The organism is Acidimicrobiales bacterium (genome assembly GCA_035546775.1).
Classification (GTDB): Bacteria; Actinomycetota; Acidimicrobiia; order Acidimicrobiales; family JACCXE01; genus JACCXE01.
The window spans coordinates 116,465-132,741 of record DASZWD010000040.1 but is presented as its reverse complement, the minus strand read 5'-3'; the positions used below and the strand labels follow the sequence as shown (position 1 = coordinate 132,741).

The following is a 16,277-nucleotide window of genomic DNA, read 5'->3' as shown; positions in this document are numbered from 1 at the left end:
GCCTCTCCCCCCGACAGGGTGGGGGCGGGCTGGCCCAGGCGGACGTAGCCCAGTCCGACGTCGACCAGCGTCTGGAGGTGCCGGGCGATCGACGGCTGGTTGGCGAAGAAGGCCAGGCCCTCCTCGCACGAGAGGTCGAGCACCTCGGCGATGGACTTCCCCCGGAAGGTGACCTCCAGCGTGTCGCGGTTGTAGCGGGCGCCGTGGCAGATCTCGCAGGGCACGTAGACGTCGGGCAGGAAGTGCATCTCGATCTTGATCGTGCCGTCGCCGGCGCACTCTTCACAGCGGCCGCCCTTGACGTTGAACGAGAAGCGGCCCGGCTGGTAGCCGCGCACCTTGGCCTCGGGGGCCGACGCGAACAGCTTGCGGATGTGGTCGAACACGCCCGTGTAGGTCGCCGGATTGGACCGCGGCGTGCGGCCGATCGGCGACTGGTCGATGGCGATCACCTTGTCGAGTGCCTCGAGGCCTTCGATCCCGGCGTGCTTTCCCGGCGGCGTCTTGGACTTGTACACCTTCTGCATCAGCGCGTTGAGCAGGATGTCGTTGACGAGCGACGACTTGCCCGAACCCGACACGCCGGTGACGCAGGTGAAGGTGCCGAGCGGGAACTCGACGTCGATGTTCTTGAGGTTGTGCTCGCGGGCGCCCTTGACGACGAGCCAGTCGCCGCCGGGCTTGCGCCGCTCCGCCGGCACCACGATCTTCTTGCGCCCCGACAGGTACGCGCCGGTGAGCGACTCCTTGTTCTTCTTCAGCTGCGCCACCGTGCCGCTGACGACGACCTTGCCGCCGTGCTCGCCCGCGCCCGGGCCGATGTCGACGACGTGGTCGGCCACTGCGATCGTGTCCTCGTCGTGCTCGACGACGATGACCGTGTTGCCGAGGTCGCGCAGGCGGATGAGCGTTTCGATCAGCCGGTGATTGTCGCGCTGGTGCAGACCGATCGAGGGCTCGTCGAGCACGTACAGCACGCCCACGAGACCGGATCCGATCTGGCTCGCCAAGCGAATGCGCTGCGCCTCGCCGCCGGCGAGCGTGGCCGCCGAGCGGTCGAGGGTGAGGTAGTCGAGGCCGACGTCGAGCAGGAACTTGAGGCGGTCGTTGATCTCCTTGACGACGCGCTCGGCGATCATCTTGTCGCGCTCGGTCAGCTCGACGCCGCCGAGGAACGCGGCGGCCTCGCCGATCGACATCGACGACACCGTGGCGATGTTGGTGTCGCCGATCGTGACCGCCAGCGACGCCGGCTTGAGCCGGGCGCCGTTGCAGTCGACGCAGGGCACCTCGCGCATGTACAGCTCGATCTGCTCGCGCACCCAGTCGGAGTCGGAGTCGGCGTGGCGGCGCTGGAGGAACGGGATGATGCCCTCGTAGTGCGTCGAGTACGTGCGCTCGCGGCCGTGGCGGTTGCGGATCGTGACCTTGATCGGCGTGCTGCCCGCGCCCCACAGCAGGATCTTCTGCTGCGCCTTCTTGAGCTTCTCCCACGGCGTGTCGGGCGAGAACCCGTAGTTCTCGGCGACGGCGACGAGCAGCCGCTGGAAGTACTCGCCGGTCTGGCCCTTCCACGGGTTGATGGCGCCGTCGTTGAGCGACAACTCCGGGTCGGGCACCACCAGATCGGGGTCGACCTCGAAGCGTGTGCCGAGACCCGAGCAGGTGGCGCAGGCGCCGTAGGGCGAGTTGAACGAGAAGTTGCGCGGCGCCAGCTCTTCGAACGACGTGCCGCACTTGGGACACGCCAGGTGCTGGCTGAACGTCAGCGTGTCGCCGATCTCCTCGTCAGTCTCCTCGCCCTCGCGGGGCACGATCTGGATCTCGATGACGCCCTCGGCCAGGCGCAGCGCCGTCTCCAGCGAATCGGTCAGGCGTCGCTTCACGTTGTCGCGCACGACGAGGCGGTCGACGACGATCTCGATCGTGTGCTGCTCGTAGCGCGCCAGCTTGATCTCGTCGCGCCCCTCGGTGAGGTCGATCATGTCGCCGTCGACGCGGGCGCGGGTGAAGCCCTGCCGCACGATGTCGTCGAGCAAGCCTTCGTACTCGCCCTTGCGACCGCGCACGATCGGTGCCAGCACGGCGAAGCGTGTGCCCTCCGGCAACTCCAGGATGCGGTCGACGATCTGCTGCGGGCTCTGCCGGCGCACGATCGAGCCGTCGTTCGGGCAGTGCGGGATGCCGATGCGGGCGAACAGCAGCCGGAGGTAGTCGTAGACCTCGGTGATGGTGCCGACGGTCGAGCGCGGGTTGCGCGACGCCGACTTCTGGTCGATCGAGATCGCCGGCGACAACCCGTCGATGAAGTCGACGTCGGGCTTGTCCATCTGGCCGAGGAACTGGCGGGCGTAGGCCGACAGCGACTCGACGTAGCGGCGCTGGCCCTCGGCGTAGATGGTGTCGAAGGCGAGCGACGACTTGCCCGATCCCGAGAGCCCGGTGAACACGATGAGCTGGTCGCGCGGCAGGTCGAGGTTGACGTTTTGGAGGTTGTGTTCCCGCGCGCCGCGCACCACCAGCCGTTCAGACATTGTCGGCAATTTACTACACCTGTGTGATTCGTTGGACGAACGTGTGTTCTGGTACAGGTACCGCTAGGTTCCCGGAGCCGTGACGAAGGAACGCCTCCCGCTCGCGCTCGGCATCCTGGGCGCCGGCGCGATCGCGGCGGTCGTGCTCCACCTGCTCGCCGGCACGACGTTCCCGTCGCCCTGGCCCGACGAGATCGACTTCATGACGCCGGCCGCGCAATTGGCGCGGCACTTCACGTTGTCCGCCCCCCAGCTGTCGGCACCCCACGGGATGTTCTGGGAGCCCGAGTTGATGTACTTCGTATGGGCGCCGGTGCTGCGCTTCGCTCCGCTGGCGGTGGAGTCGGCGCGCTGGGTCAGCCTCGCCCTGCTGATCGCCGCCGCCGGAGGGTTCTTCGCGGCGGGGCGGCGCGCCGGCGTACCGCCGATCGCCGGGGCGGCGGCTGCCGCCCTCTTTTTGGTGACACCCGAAGCCATCGCGGGGGCAAACATCGCCCGCCCCGAGACAATGGTCCTCGCCTTCGTCGCGTGGTCGGCGGCGGCGACAATGCACGACCGACGCGTGCTGGCCCTGAGCCTGGCGGCGTTCGCCTGCGTCTCGCACTCGGCGGGCGTCCCGTTCGCCCTCGTCCTGGCCGTGCCGAACCTCCTCCGCCGGACCGATCGGCCGCCGACGCGGCGCTCCGAGTGGGCGGTCGCCGGTGTCGCGGCGGCCTTCGTGGTCTTTCAGGCGCTGCACCTGTTGCTCAACGCCTCGGTCGCCCTCGACCAACTGCGCTTCCAGGCCCAGGTCCACTCCCACGTCACGCACGGCAACCGCGGGCCCTACGTGGAGGCGGCGGCGGTGCTGACGCTCAGCCTCCTGCTGCTCCGCCGCCGCCTCGAGTGGCGCGCCCTCGTGCTGGGGGCGCTGGCCGTGGCCGGCATCGCCGTGCTCTTCATCGGCTGGGAGATGTGGTACGAGATCTATGCCGTCGATCTCGCGCCGCTGCTCGTCGCCTACGTCGCCATCGTCGCCCTGCGCGGCGCCGTGACCAGCACGGCGGTGGCCCGCGTGACCGCGGCGCTGGTCGTGGTTCTCTTCGCCCTCTTCGCCGTGCCCGCGACCACTACGCCCGGCTTCGAGGGCATGCAGCTGCGCCGTTACCCGGACGAGTGGCACGCGTTCGAACGGCGCGTCACCTCCGAACTCCGCCACATCGACCGCATGGAGACGTCGCCGACGGTCGTCGTGCTCAACGACGTAAGCGGCCTGCCGTGGCCCCTGCGCACCGATCGCGTCGGGCGTCACCTGCGCATGGTGAAGGAGACGCTCGTCACCCGCGCCCAGGTAACGCCGCAGATCTCTCTCTTCACTCCCGGCCACCGCCAACCCCCACATGGGAGGCGGCTGGCGACGATCACGTCACCACACCACGTCTTCACCGCGATCTTCGTGGATCTCCGCTAATCGCAGGTATTTCTCAACAGGTTGGGATTTCGTCCGATAAGGGTGCGGTGACCGGTGCCGTTCGGATCCGCCCGCGTCGTGGAGATCGTCTCAGTGTCGTGCTGGCGCTCGTCTTCGCCGTGCTCGCCACCGTCATGGGCTTGCGGACCAACCCGCACCTCGAAGACGTCGACGAAGCGGTCTATTCGCACACGCTCGTCGCCATGCAACACGGCATGGGCTACTACCCCGCCATGCGCGAGGCGCTCGTCAGCAAGGAGGGCGCACCGCCGAGTGAGATCCGAGCCGTGCGCCCGCCGACGATGTTCGTCGTCGTCTCGGCGATCCCGCGACCGCTGTGGCGCTGGGCCGTCGGCCTCGTATTCCTCGCTAGCCTCCTACTCGCCTGGAGGCTCGGCCGCAGCGTCGAGCAGTTCGGCGGGCCGATCGCCGTCGCCGTAATGGGGTTATGGCTGATGTCGGCGTCGGCGTTCCTGTACCTGCACGCCGAGTTGTGGGGACTGCCCTTGCTGCTCGGCGGGGTGCTCGCGCTCCGCAACGAGCGATGGGCGGCTGCGGCCGTCCTCCTCGCCTCGGCGGCGGCCGTCCGCGAGTTGTACGCCGTCGCGTTCGTGGTTGGCTTCGTCGTCACCCAAGACCGGAAGTGGTGGTGGCCGGTGGGCGCGCTCGGCGCCGGGTTCGCCGTGGTGCACGCCGGTCTCGCGTCCGCGATCCTGTCGCCCACCGGCACCCAGACGCCCTTCGGTACCGATCACCTCACCTGGCAGTACGTCTGCAACGCGCTGAGCCCGTTCGACCATCCCCTTGGCTGGTTCGTGGGCCTCGCCGGCGGCGCGCTCGGCGCCGCGGGGCTGGTACGCCGTTGGGGCTACGACCGCGGCGCCCGAACCCTGCTCCTCCACGCCGCGGTGATGGTGCCCCTCGCCGTCTTCGTGGGTCGCAACTACTGGGCGCTCACCATGGGACCCGCCGTGGCGTGCTTCGCCGCCGAAGGCGTGGTGGCGATGGCCAACGCGCCCTGGCGGATCGGGCTCGCTAGGCCTCGACCATCTCGTGCAGTTTCTTCTTGAGGTCGCCGATCTCGTCGCGTAGGCGAGCGGCGTATTCGAAGCGCAGGTCGCCCGCCGCTTCGTGCATCTCCTCTTCCAGCGTGCGGATGAGGCGCTCCAGCTGGTCGTGTTCGAGCTCGCCCAGGCCGGCGAGCACGTTGCTGTCGCGCATGCGGTTGCGCGCCCCCTTGTTGGGGACGGGCGCCGTACCGGACGGGCGCAACATCGACAGCAGGTCGTTGACCGCCTTGCGGATCGTCTGCGGGTTGATGCCGTGCTCCTCGTTGTACTGCTGCTGCACCCCGCGCCGGCGCGTCGTCTCCGAGATGGCGCGCTTCATCGAGTCGGTCATCGTGTCGGCGTACATCACGACCTGACCGTCGACGTTGCGCGCCGCCCGCCCGATCGTCTGGATGAGCGAGGTCTCGGAGCGCAGGAAGCCCTCCTTGTCGGCGTCGAGGATGGCGACGAGCGACACCTCGGGCAGGTCGAGGCCCTCGCGCAGCAGGTTGATGCCCACGAGTACGTCGAACTCGCCGAGGCGCAGGTCGCGCAGGATCTCGATGCGCTCGACGGTGTCGATGTTCGAGTGCAGGTACCGCACCTTCAGGCCCTGCTCGAGCAAGTACTCGGTGAGGTCTTCGGCCATCTTCTTGGTCAGGGTGGTGACGAGGACGCGGTCGCCGCGGTCGACCCGTCCGTTGATCTCGTTGATGAGGTCGTCGATCTGGCCCTTGGTGGGGCGCACGATCACGTCGGGGTCGATCAGGCCGGTCGGGCGCACGATCTGCTCGACGACGCGCGCCGAGTGCTTGAGCTCGTAGGGCGACGGCGTGGCCGACACGAAGATGACCTGGTTGATCCGCTCGGCGAACTCGTCGTAGCGCAGCGGGCGGTTGTCGGCCGCCGACGGGAGACGGAAGCCGTGGTCGACGAGGGTCTCCTTGCGCGACCGGTCACCCTCGTACTGACCGTGCAGCTGGGGCACCGTGACGTGACTCTCGTCGATCACGAGCAGATAGTCGTCGGGGAAGAAGTCGAGCAGCGTCGAGGGTGGTTCGCCGGCGGCGCGACCGTCGAGGTGGCGTGAGTAGTTCTCGATGCCGTTGCAGTAGCCGACCTCGGCCATCATCTCGAGGTCGTAGGACGTGCGCATGCGCAGCCGCTGCGCCTCGAGCAGCTTGTTCTCCTTTTCGAAGAAGGCCAGTCGCTGCTGCAACTCGTCTTCGATGCGCACGATCGCCTCGCGCAACCGCTCGTTGCCGGTGACGTAGTGGGTGGCGGGCCACACGGCGAGGTCGTCGAGCACGGCGATGATCTCGCCGGTGACCGGGTCGATGCGGGTGATGCGCTCGACGTCGTCGCCGAACAGCTCGATGCGCACCGACGCCTCTTCGTAGGCTGGGTGCACTTCGATGATGTCGCCGCGGACGCGGAACTTGCCGCGCACGAGGTTGGCGTCGTTGCGGTCGTAGCCGATGTCGACGAGCTTGCGCAGCACCTCGCGCTGGTCGACGGTGTCGCCCGGCTTGAGCAGCAGCAGGTTGCGCATGTACTCCTCGGGCGCACCGAGGCCGTAGATGCAGGAGACGGACGCCACCACGATCACGTCGCGCCGCGCCAGCAGCGCCGAGGTGGTGGAGTGGCGCAGCCGGTCGATCTCGTCGTTGATCGAGCTGTCCTTCTCGATGAAGGTGTCGCTCGACGGGATGTACGCCTCGGGCTGGTAATAGTCGTAATACGACACGAAGTACTCGACCCGGTTCTTGGGGAAGAACTCCTTGAACTCCGAGGCCAGCTGCGCCGCCAGCGACTTGTTGGGCGCGATCACCAGCGTGGGCTTCTGCACCTGCTCGATCGTCCAGCCGATCGTGGCCGACTTGCCCGACCCAGTGATGCCGAGCAGCGTCTGCATCTTCTCGCCGGCCTCGATGCCCTCCGTCAACTGCGCGATCGCCTGCGGCTGATCGCCCGCCGGTTGATAGTCGGCCACCATTTCAAACTGAGGCATCCGGCTCAGCGTATAGAAGGGGTGTAACACCGAATTCCCGCCGGCCCCAGCAGGGATCTGGGCGGCCGGTGCCGTAGCTTTAGACGATGCGGGGGCGCCTCGGGGTTGCGTGTGTCGTGCTGGCCGCCTTGACGGCCGCCTGCGGGATGCCGACGTTTACCGCCAAGGACGCATCGGCGCACAAACTCCCCCGCACCCAACCCAAGACCGAGATCGGCGACGCCGCCGTGCTCGACCGCACCTCGACGACCACCGTCCCGGTCACTGGCCGCGCCCCGACCACGACGGCCCTCACTGCCGCCTATCCACCGGGCGTGTCGCACCGCGTCGTGGCCGGTGTCGACCTCGTGCTACAGACGAACGAGACGGCGACATTCCGCGGGGGCACGGCGGTCCACCTGGTGTTGTCGATCACCAACCGCACCGGCCGCAGCATCGGCTACTTGACCAACCGCGAGTCCCACTTCGCCCTCCTCGACTCGTCCGACCGCCCGCTGTGGTCGGACCAGACATGCCGATCGGCCGACGTCTACACCACCGTCCCCACCGGCTTCCTCGAGATCACGCCGGGCGACCACGTGGCGATCGACGACTACTACCCCACCCACCCCGGTACTCCGACCACTGGGTGCACGGCGCCGTCGGGGCGCGCCCGCCTCGTCGCCGGCGTGACCATCTGCCTGAACCTCGCGCCCGACTGGACTTGCCGCGGCGCCAGCGATCAGCGGATCGAGGCCGCGCCCATCGACGTCACCGTCGCCTGAGTCAGCGCGTCTGCGCCCGCCGGCGCACCGTCCAATAGTCGAGCAGTTCTTCGAGATCGCCTTGGCCGACGGGCTTGACCAGAAAGCCGTCGGCTCCGACGGCGCCGCAGCGGTGCGCCGTCTCGCTGGCGCCCGAAACCGTCATGGCGATCACAGGTGTGTGCCGAGTGCGCCCCTCGCGCTTGCGCAAGGCGGCGGTGGCGTCGAAGCCGTTCATCCGGGGCATGAAGCAGTCCATCAGCACCGCCGCGTATTCGCCGTGACCGAGAGCGTCGAGGGCAGCTTCGCCGTCGCCCACCTCCTCGGTGTCGTATCCGAGTCGAGCCAGCATCTCTTTGGCGATCCGCCGGGTGACGGCGTCGTCGTCGACTACGAGCACCTTGCCTTTGAGCCGTGACGGCCGGTTCTCTGCGGTGATGGACAAGGTCGGTCTCCTGGTGTCAGTGGAGACCAGATCGGCCGCCGAACCCACGTGACGCCCAACAGCAACCAAACGCTGTCACGCCAGCGACAGGATCCACTTCCAGCACTCGTCGACGGCGAGGGCGAGATCGGCGGGAGAGCCGGAGTTGTCGATCACGAAGTCGGCGAGCTTCAGCCGCTCCTCCCGCGTGATCTGGGCGGCGATACGCGCCTCGGCATCCTCGCGCTTCATCGCCCGTGGCCCGTTGACCACCCGGTCCAGGGCGATCTCCACGGGACAATCGACCACGATCATCGCCTGAGTGCCGTAGTTGTTCGTCGTGCCCATGCCCAGTAGCGGCAAGTCGAGGAGCACGACGTTGTCGCTGGCGCGCTCGGCTTCGATACGCGCCGCGATCTCGGCGCCGATCATCGGCAGCATCAGCGCGTTCAGGGCCGCCAGCTTCTCCTTGTCCGGGAAGACGATGGCCGCGATCGCCGCGCGGTTGAGCTCCCCATCGGCACCGACCACCCCCTCACCGAAGAGTTCGACCATGGGACCAAAGGCCTTTCCTCCGGCTTTTTGGAGGTCGCGCGCCACCGCATCGGCGTCCACGAGGACCGCGCCCTTTTCGACCAGTAAGGCCGACGCTGAGGACTTGCCTGCCCCGATCCCACCAGTCAATGCGATGAGCAACACGGGCCAAAAAGTACCAACGACGACACAACTAACTAGTCCTGGCCATCACTCGCAATGACTCGTCTGGTCCCTAGGGATCAGTGGTGACCAGACGATGAATAGTCCGTGAGTCACTTTCCCGAACGCCAAAGGTCCCAAGTTCGGCGCCGGAGCGATCGCGGTGCGGCTCTCGTGGAGTTCGCACTCGTCAGCTTGCTGTTCGTGCTCTTCATCTACGCCGTCGCCGTGTTCGGCGTGATGCTCTCGACCAAGAACAGCATCACGCACGCCGCGACCGAAGGGGCTCGCAGCGCGCTGAGTGTCGCCGACCTCCCGGCCGCCACCCTCGACTCGCGCCGCATCACGCAGGCGACGACGACGGCCGGCAACAGCCTGACCGGCTCGCTCGGCTCGCACTACCACCCGTCGGACGTCAGCGCTTCGATCGCCGGCTGCGACAGCGTGGCCGACACCCACAAGTGCATCACGGTGACGATCACCTACCCCTGGCAGTCGGACCCCATCGTCCCGCTCGCCCCCGGGATGGGTCTCGCCACCCCGACCAACATCCGCGCCACCGCCGTCGTGCGGCTGGATTAGGAGGCTGCGATGAAGCGTCGTTCCGAGCGAGGCGCGATCCTCGTCATGGCCGTCCCCGCGCTGGTGCTGTGCATCGCCGCCGCCGCGCTGGGCATCGACATCGGCCGCATCGCCATCGACAAGCGCAGCGACCAGAGCGTGGCCGACATGGCGGCTCTCGACGCCGCTCGCGCCGTCGGCGACATTCTCAACACCACGAACCAGGCGGGCTACGACTCGGCCGCCCAGACCGCGGCGGTGGCCTCGGCGGCCCGCAACGGCTTCGTCGTGGGCGTCAACAGCCACACGATCACCGCGACCGTCGGCACCGTCGACGGCACCACCAACGCCTTCTCGGCGGGCGGCGCCAGCGCCGTGCTGGTGACGACCACGTCGCACGTCGCCAACTCGTTCCTGCCCGGAGGCAAGGACCTCACCGCCCGCGCCGTCGCCCTCGTCGGCTCGCCCATCGGCGCCTTCTCGGTGGGCTCGACGCTCGCCAGCCTCGACACGTCGAAGAGTCGCCTCGATCCGATGCTCAAGACGATGCTCGGTGCCAGCGGCAGCCTCAGTCTCGTCAGCTACGACGGGCTCGCCACCGGCAACGTGTCGCTCCAGCGACTCCAGACGGCGCTGCTCGCGTCGGGCTTCAACGTCGGCACGGTGTCGGACCTGTTGAGTGCGCACCTGACCGCCGCCCAGCTGCTCGCCGCGACCGCCAGCGCCCTCACCGCTGACGGTGACAGCACGGCGGCGGCCGAGGTGCAGGACCTCATCAACACCAGCATCACGTCGTCCACGACCGTGACCCTGGGCGACCTGCTGAACGTGGCGACGCCGAGCGACAGCGCGGTTCTCTCAGCTGAGTTCAACGCCTACCAGCTCGTCACCGGCACGGCGCAGCTCATGAACGGCACCAACTTCGTGTCGATCCCGCTGACGGGGGTCAACCTGCTCGGCCTCGCCGGAGTAAGCCTGTCGGCCTACGTGATCGAGCCGGCCAAGACGGCCATCGGTCCGGTCGGCACGACCGCCGACAACGCCCAGGTGAAGCTGCGGGTCAACCTCGACGTACCCCTCGGCGGGTTGCTGCCTTTGGCCCACGTGACCCTCGACTACACGACGGCGCAGGCCTCGGGCACGCTCACCTCGATCGTGTGCGGCGCCTCCCCCACCATGGGCATCTCGGGGCAGGCGGCGGCGATCACGGTCAGCGGCACCGCCACGACGTTGCTCGGCAACATGACGATCTCGTCGTCGGTGGCCAGCGCGTCCCCGTCCACGCTCACCTTCTCGTATCCGACGGAATTCGCCCCGACGGTCACCAAGCACGTCGGATCGAGCGGTGCGGGTGTCTCACTCGCCTCGGTGAACGTGACCGGCAGCGGCGCCACCGCGGCGCTCGCTCCCGTCCTCCAGCTCGCCCTGCCGACGGTGCTCAGCACGCTCGACACCGCGCTGACGCCGGCGATCAAGCCCCTCCTCGAAGGCCTCGGCGTCTCCGTCGGCCAGGCCGACATCTCCGCCCTCGGCATCTACCCCAGTGCGACCTCCTGCGGGGGCCATCCCCGCATCGTCCAGTAACCGACCCCACAACCCCAAAGGAACTGCATCCCAATGCCTGCCACCCCGAAGAAGCGCTCCACCATCCTCATGGCCGTCGGCGCCAGCACGTTCGTCGTTGGCGTCGGCTTCGCCGGCATGCTCGTCCACCGCGACGGCGGCAGCCCGCACAACGCCCGCAGTGACACACCGGTCACGGCGCCGGCCGCGGCCAACGCGGCGGCCACGTCGGCCGCCGGCACGGCGAGCTTCGTCGTGCCCGTCGACCATCAGGCGATCGCCGTCAGCGTCCCGTTCGTGCAGGGCCTCGCCGGCTACGCCAAGACGGGCGACGTCGTCAACGTCTACGGCACGTTCTCGTCGCTGCCCGGTACCGCTGAGCCCGTCGCCAAGCTGGTGCTCCAGAAGGTCAAGGTGCTCGCGATCAACCCCGGCGCCGACGGCGGCAACGCCACCTACGTGCTGTCGGTCAGCACCTCGGACGCCGAGGCCATCGAGTACCTGTCGACGTTCCAGAAGGTGTGGCTGACGCTCGCTCGCGACGACCAGGGCACCCTGATCCCGAAGGGCTTCAGCTCGCACAATGCCTAACAACCCGCGCATCATCGTCGTCGACCGCACCACCGAGCTGGCCGACCGTTTCCGTGAAGTCGTCGACCAGCTCGACAAGCCGGCCGAGGTGTTCGCCTGCCTGCGAGTGAGCGACGTCGTGGAGATGGTCGAGGACGACCCCACGCCCACCGTCGTCGTCGCCGGCCCCGCCATCGTCACCCGCTCCGGCCTCGCCCGCCTCGAGATGTTGCACGACAACTGCACCAACCTCGTGATCGTGCTGGCCTTCACCCGCCGGCCGTCGGCCGCCATGCGCGACATCGTGCGCGCCGGCGCCGTCGACATGCTCCAGCTGCCGTCGGACGACTCGCTGATCGTGGCGTCGGTCAACCGCGCCATCGAGCTCGCCGAGCGCAACGTCGCCATGGCGGCGAAGGCGACGGCCGAGCCCGCACCGGCGACCGCCGACGCGCCGGCGCGCCGGCTCGGCACCGTGGTCACGCTGGCGTCGGCCACGGGTGGCTGCGGCAAGACCTTCCTCGCCACCAACCTCGGCTACCTGCTCTCGCGGGTACCGGGGCACCGCGTGTGCATCGTCGACCTCGACCTCCAGTTCGGCGAAGTCTCCACCGCGCTGCACCTGCGGCCGAAGTACACGATCTGCGATGCCCTGGCGCGCGAGGCCGACACCGGCGACCTCAAGGATTGCATCGAGGACTACGTAGTGCGTCACGAGTCCGGCGTCGCCGTCCTGGCCGCGCCGCGTGACCCCTCCGAGGCCGATCGCATCGAGCCACCGGACGTGACCAAGGTCCTCACCGCCGTGCGCGAGAACTTCGACACCGTCATCGTCGACACCCCGCCGTACCTGTCCGAAGTCGTGCTCGCCGCCTTCGACCAGTCGTCGTCGCTCTACGCGGTGGCGACGCTCGACCTGCCGTCGGTGCGCAACATGGGCGTGTTCCTGTCGACGCTCGAGCGACTGAAGATCCCCGCCGACAACGTGCGTCTCATCCTCAACAAGGCCGAGCGCGACGTCGGCATCGACGTCGACCAGGTGAAGAAGCTGTTCCCGCAGGGCTTCTCGGCGGTGCTGCCCTACGCCAAGGAAGTCAGCAAGTCGATCAACCTCGGCCTGCCCGTGGTCGCCGCGTCGCCGGCGTCGGAGATCAGCCGGCGCATCACCCAGGGCTTCCGCGAACTCACCGGTGGCGACGATCCCGACGTCGCCGCCGCGGCCTCGCCCTCGGGCTGGCGCCGCCTCCTCCACCGGGCCAACCCCGCCGTTTCCTAGGAGCCTGAACGATGAAACTTTCCGAAAAGCTCGCGGCCCTCGAAGACGACGACGTCGAAGAGGCGCCCGCCGCCACCACCACCACTCGCCGCACGGCCAAAACCCACGCCGCACCCTCCACGTGGGAAGTGTCGAAGCGCAAGGTCCGCGACCTCGTGCTCGCCGACCTCACCTCGCGCATGGCCGGCCTCGACGGCGAGGCCCTGCGCAACGAAGTCAAGGCCAGCATCGACAAGTTCCTCACCCGCGAAGACGTAAAGGTGAGCCCCGCCGAGCGTCGCCGCTTCGTCGACGAAGTCGTGCAAGACACGCTCGGCTACGGCGCCCTCGAACCGCTCCTCGCCGATCCCACCGTCACCGAAATCATGTGCAACGCCCACGACGACATCTGGGTGGAGCGGGGCGGTCAGCTGGAGCACACCAAGATGGCCTTCGCCGACGAGGTCGCCTACCGCCAGGTGATCGACCGCATCGTCGGCGGCGTCGGGCGGCGCGTCGACGAAGGCTCGCCCATGGTCGACGCCCGCCTCCCCGACGGCTCCCGCGTCAACGCCATCATTCCGCCGCTGGCGGTGCACGGCTCGGTCCTCACCATTCGCAAGTTCGCCGCCGACCCCTTCCAGGTGAAGGACCTCATCGGCTTCGGCACCCTCACGATGGACGTCGCCGTCGTCCTCGAAGCGGCGGTGCGGGGCAAGCTCAACGTGCTCGTCTCCGGCGGTACCGGCACCGGTAAGACGACGATCCTCAACGTGTTGTCGTCCTTCATCCCCGAAGGCGAACGCATCATCACGATCGAGGACTCCGCCGAACTCCAGCTGCAGAAGCCCCACGTCGTCACCCTCGAATCCCGGCCGTCGAACGCCGAGGGCGCGGGCGAGGTGAAGATCCGCGACCTCGTCAAGAACGCGCTGCGCATGCGACCCGACCGCATCGTGGTCGGCGAGTGCCGCGGCGCCGAGGCCCTCGACATGCTCCAGGCGATGAACACCGGTCACGAAGGCTCGATGACGACGGTGCACGCCAACTCGCCGCGCGACGCACTCGCCCGTCTCGAGACGATGGTCCTCATGGCCGGCTTCGACCTGCCGGTGCGGGCCATCCGCGAGCAGGTGAACGCCGCCATCGACGTCATCGTGCAGCTCGAGCGCTTCGGCAACGGCCAGCGCATGGTCACCGCCGTCACCGAAGTGCAGGGCATGGAGGGCGACACGATCCTGCTCCAGGACATCTTCGCCTACCGCGGCCAGGGCGGCAGCGGCAACCTGTTGCCCACGGGTCTGCGGCCGCGCATCGCGTCGAAGCTCGCCGAGCGCGGCGTCGCAATGCCGGCGGAGGTCTTCCGCGTCGGGCGCTCGTCGACCGGCGCGCCCCGCGCGGCGCGCGCCGCCGACAAGGAAGCCGCCGAGAAGAAGCCGGCTCGCCTCAACGGCCCGACGCTGCCCGGTGAGAAGGACGGGCTGATGGAGGTGAACCGATGATCGAGATCATCGTTCCCGCCGCCGTCGGTGCCGGCCTCACGATGGTGGTCGTCGGCTTCCTGCTGCGGGCCCGCGAACGCTCGGCGGCGATGCACGAGCTGATGGCGCTGGCCCGGTACGGCGAAGGCGAACTCGACGACGACGAGACGCTCGACGGCCTCGAGGATCCCACTTTCGAGTTGTCGGGTTTCGGCAACGCCGCGGTCTCCCTCGCCGGCCGGCTCGTGTCGCAGCTCGACGCTCAAGGCGCGCTCGCCGCTTCCCTCGAGCGCGCCCGCATTCCGTTGCGCGCCGGCGAGTACGCCATCGTGTCGGCCTGCGGTTCGGTCGTCGGCGGCCTGCTGCTCGGCGCCGTGACCACCCGCTGGATCCTCGGCGTCGTGACGTTCGTAGTCGGCGTGTTCGTCGCCGCCAAGTTCCCGGCATTCCGCATCGCCCGGCGCCGCAAGGCGCTCGGCCGCCAGCTGCCCGACGCCCTGAGCCTCATCGCGTCGTCGCTGGCCGCCGGCCACACCTTCCTGCGGGCGATTCAGATGATGTGCGAGGAAGCCGATCCGCCCCTGTCGGACGAGTTCGGGCGCGTGGTGTTCGAGGTGCGCCTGGGCGCGCCGCTCGTCGACGCCCTCGATCGGATGGCCGAGCGTTCGGGCCTCGAGGACATGGTGTGGGTGGTCCAGGCCATCCGCATCCAGCAGACGGTCGGCGGCAAGCTCGCCGATCTGCTGCACACGCTCGCCGATTTCATGCGGGCGCGTGAGGAAGTCCGCCGGGAGGTCGACGTGCTCACCGCCGAAGGCCGCGTCTCGGCGTGGATCCTCGGCGCCATGCCCGTCCTCCTGCTCGTCGCCGTGCAGGTGATGAGCCCCGGTTATGCCAACGCGCTGTTCAAGGGTTGGGGCCTCGCCGCCCTCGCCTTCAGCGGCGTGTCCATCGTCATGGGCGTCGGCGTCATTCGCCGCATGGTCCGCATCGACATCTGAGGTCAGAGATGAACACCGTGATCATTGCTTCCATCGTCCTCGCGACCGTCGGCGCCGTGCTCGTCGCCGCCGGCGCTTACGACCGGCTCTTCGCCGGCAACGCGGCGGCGCGCTACCTGGCGTCACTCGACGACGACGACATCGCCGAGGACGAGTTCGCGGCGCGCCTGCGCCAGCCGCTGCTGCACCGTGTGCGCGGCGCCCTCGAGACGTCGGTGCTGCCGTTCCTGCAGCGGGTGACGCCCAAGGGTGTCGTCGCCAAGGCCCAGCGCGACCTCGTGCTCGCCGGCATGAACGACGTGGCGCCCGAGGAACTCGTCAGCCTCCAGGCCGTCCTCGGCGGCATCGGCGTGCTCCTCGGCATCGGGTTCCTCATGACGCACCCGTCGCCCGGCCAGGCGCTGCTCGTGATGCTGATCCTGCCCGTCGCCGGCGCCCTGACGCCGATGGTGGTGGTCAAGCGCAAGGCGAAGGAGCGCTCGGAGGCGATCTTCAAGGATCTCCCCGACTGCCTCGACCTCATGGCGATCTCCGTCGAGGCGGGCGTCGGCTTCGAAGCGGCGCTCGACGTGGTGTGCAAGAACTTCGACTCGCAACTCGCCCTCGAGTTCCGCCGCACGCTCAAGGAAATGGAGCTTGGCGTTTCGAGGCGTGAGGCGCTCGCCAGCCTGCGGGCCCGCAACGAGGTGCCCGAGCTGTCGAACTTCGTGACGGCACTCATCCAGGCGGACGCGCTCGGCATGCCGATTGGCCGCGTGCTGCACACCCAGGCCGTCGAGCTGCGCAACCGGCGCCGCCAGTGGGCGCGAGAGAAGGCGGCCAAGCTGCCGGTGAAGATCCTCTTCCCGCTCGTGCTGTTCATCTTCCCCGCCATTCTCGTGGTCATCCTCGGTCCGGCCGCCGCCGCCATCATCAAGGGCTTCGCCGGCTCCTAAGCCC

14 protein-coding genes are annotated in these 16,277 nt (G+C 68.6%); 10 read left to right on the top strand and 4 right to left on the bottom strand.

The features are described from left to right. Positions 1 to 2,534: excinuclease ABC subunit UvrA (uvrA, locus tag VHC63_10130; protein ID HVV36948.1), on the bottom strand; the 2,534-nt coding region annotated here is incomplete at its 3' end. Positions 2,535 to 2,613: 79 nt separating this feature from the next. Here uvrA and VHC63_10125 point away from each other — a divergent pair. Further along, the gene (locus VHC63_10125; protein ID HVV36947.1) at positions 2,614 to 3,984 is read left to right on the top strand and encodes a hypothetical protein; all 1,371 of its coding nucleotides are present in this window, start codon (positions 2,614 to 2,616) and stop codon (positions 3,982 to 3,984) included. 98 nt (positions 3,985 to 4,082) lie between these two features. Next, positions 4,083 to 5,054 (top strand): hypothetical protein, encoded by a 972-nt coding sequence (locus VHC63_10120; protein HVV36946.1) that lies wholly within the window; start codon positions 4,083 to 4,085, stop codon positions 5,052 to 5,054. Here the strand turns inward: VHC63_10120 and uvrB are convergent. Further along, positions 5,020 to 7,044: an excinuclease ABC subunit UvrB gene (gene uvrB, locus VHC63_10115; GenBank protein ID HVV36945.1), complete on the bottom strand. Its 2,025-nt coding sequence runs from the start codon at positions 7,042 to 7,044 to the stop codon at positions 5,020 to 5,022. The two genes, VHC63_10120 and uvrB, sit on opposite strands and share 35 nt — an antisense overlap. 86 nt (positions 7,045 to 7,130) lie before the next feature. On the opposite strand from uvrB, the gene VHC63_10110 reads away from it, so the two are divergent. Then, entirely contained in the window at positions 7,131 to 7,808 is a 678-nt protein-coding gene (locus tag VHC63_10110) for a hypothetical protein (GenBank protein ID HVV36944.1), read from the top strand. Position 7,809: 1 nt separating this feature from the next. Here VHC63_10110 and VHC63_10105 read toward each other — a convergent pair whose 3' ends face one another. Further along, on the bottom strand, positions 7,810 to 8,232 hold the full coding sequence (locus VHC63_10105; GenBank protein HVV36943.1) for a response regulator: 423 nt from the start codon (positions 8,230 to 8,232) through the stop codon (positions 7,810 to 7,812). Positions 8,233 to 8,307: 75 nt separating this feature from the next. Beyond that, complete coding sequence (coaE, locus tag VHC63_10100) at positions 8,308 to 8,910, bottom strand: dephospho-CoA kinase (GenBank protein HVV36942.1); 603 nt, start codon at positions 8,908 to 8,910, stop codon at positions 8,308 to 8,310. A 171-nt stretch (positions 8,911 to 9,081) separates the two neighbouring features. Here coaE and VHC63_10095 point away from each other — a divergent pair, with 171 nt between their 5' ends. The 7 genes from VHC63_10095 to VHC63_10065 are packed head-to-tail and all read left to right on the top strand — an operon-like array spanning position 9,082 to position 16,273. Further along, positions 9,082 to 9,489: a TadE family protein gene (locus VHC63_10095; protein ID HVV36941.1), complete on the top strand. Its 408-nt coding sequence runs from the start codon at positions 9,082 to 9,084 to the stop codon at positions 9,487 to 9,489. Positions 9,490 to 9,498: 9 nt separating this feature from the next. Then, positions 9,499 to 11,052, top strand: a complete 1,554-nt coding sequence (locus VHC63_10090; GenBank protein HVV36940.1) for a hypothetical protein — start codon at positions 9,499 to 9,501, stop codon at positions 11,050 to 11,052. 33 nt (positions 11,053 to 11,085) lie between these two features. After that, complete coding sequence (locus tag VHC63_10085; GenBank protein ID HVV36939.1) at positions 11,086 to 11,622, top strand: RcpC/CpaB family pilus assembly protein; 537 nt, start codon at positions 11,086 to 11,088, stop codon at positions 11,620 to 11,622. After that, positions 11,615 to 12,877, top strand: coding sequence for an AAA family ATPase (locus VHC63_10080; protein ID HVV36938.1), 1,263 nt, complete (start codon positions 11,615 to 11,617; stop codon positions 12,875 to 12,877). Before VHC63_10085 ends, VHC63_10080 begins: the two co-directional genes overlap by 8 nt. 11 nt (positions 12,878 to 12,888) lie before the next feature. Next, positions 12,889 to 14,358, top strand: coding sequence for a CpaF family protein (locus tag VHC63_10075; protein ID HVV36937.1), 1,470 nt, complete (start codon positions 12,889 to 12,891; stop codon positions 14,356 to 14,358). Beyond that, complete coding sequence (locus VHC63_10070) at positions 14,355 to 15,338, top strand: type II secretion system F family protein (protein HVV36936.1); 984 nt, start codon at positions 14,355 to 14,357, stop codon at positions 15,336 to 15,338. Before VHC63_10075 ends, VHC63_10070 begins: the two co-directional genes overlap by 4 nt. Before the next feature lie 17 nt (positions 15,339 to 15,355). Next, entirely contained in the window at positions 15,356 to 16,273 is a 918-nt protein-coding gene (locus VHC63_10065; protein ID HVV36935.1) for a type II secretion system F family protein, read from the top strand. The last annotated feature ends 4 nt before the right edge of the window (positions 16,274 to 16,277 follow it).